The 1,175-nt window shown below is 35.4% G+C and carries 1 protein-coding gene; it reads left to right on the top strand.

Annotated elements, in window-relative coordinates:
• The first annotated feature begins 367 nt into the window (after window positions 1-367).
• Complete coding sequence (locus LMH66_RS20195; protein ID WP_229372707.1) at window positions 368-1,123, top strand: hypothetical protein; 756 nt, start codon at window positions 368-370, stop codon at window positions 1,121-1,123.
• The last annotated feature ends 52 nt before the right edge of the window (window positions 1,124-1,175 follow it).

Genomic DNA, 1,175 nt, shown 5'->3' with positions numbered 1-1,175 from the left:
CTGTAACTGAGCCAATATAAATGAAGTATAGAATTGGTGGTCTTAAACGTTTTTGTCCCGTTGAGAGTTACATCCGATAAGCAGTACAGATAAGCAACAAGCCCGTTGACCTACTTTTGCTAATCGATAAGTGACTGCTGCTGATTACTTCTGATAAGGCATCAATTTCAATGCTCAGCTTTGCAAATATTTGTGCTCGTTTATCCAATTCCACTCTGGTAGAGTGCTTATAAATCAATAGCTTTACTTTAGTAAGGCATAAATAATAGGTTTGTTAAATGTGCATACGCACTTTGCCAAATAAACGCGCATGCGCACTATACAAATGTTATGTACATTTGAAATTTTCACAGGTTAAAAGGTATTTATGGCAACTATAGGTGAAGTGCTTGGGATTGAAATACCATATATGTCCCCACTACAATTTACAGACATATTAATGAACTCTTTTGCTCTTCAAACAGAATCAGTCATTAGAGCAGAAATTGATAAGTTTAATACTGAAGGTGCAGAAAACGAAGTAATTGAAATTTGTCCCGAGGAAGGTATTTATCATCATTTTGAATATTACTGTGGCTTAACAAGTGATGAAGTGATGTTAGATGAAATATTTACCGAGTATTTCCCAAGTTTAAACCGTCGTTCTGCGTTTCAAACCATATATAGTACATACGAAGTAGAATTGCAGTCTCTATGTGTAAGGTATCGAGAAAAACTTGGAGGCAAAAAGTTTAAGAATTATGATGGGATCGGTATATTAAAAGTAAATAATTTTGTAAACCACCGTTTCCCTGCATTAAAAGATTCTCCTGAATGGGAGCAAATAAATAGACTAAGAATATTACGTAATCACTGTGTCCATGACGATGGAAGGGCGTACAAAGCAAATAAAAGAGTTGTTATTGAGATTTTTGAACTTATTAATGCCAATCCAGAGTTATTTCACCATGATGGTGTTATAGGCACTGAAGAGGATGGGACACCTAAAACTTACTCAAATGGTGATCCTTTAAGGACTGGTATTCATGTTCTTTTCGAGGTTGGCTGTCTTGAATTTACAATTAGAGCATTCGAAGCTTATGTCAAAGTTCTAAATGATGCTTTTTCGCAAGCAAGTACATAACAAGAGACTATGGCGTCAATAGTTAATTTTAAGCTTTTGGCGCTTCCCACAA

It is taken from the genome of Shewanella sp. 10N.7 (assembly GCF_020806285.1).
GTDB classification, from domain to species: domain Bacteria; phylum Pseudomonadota; class Gammaproteobacteria; order Enterobacterales; family Shewanellaceae; genus Shewanella; species Shewanella electrodiphila.
This window is presented reverse-complemented; position numbering and strand designations above follow the sequence as displayed.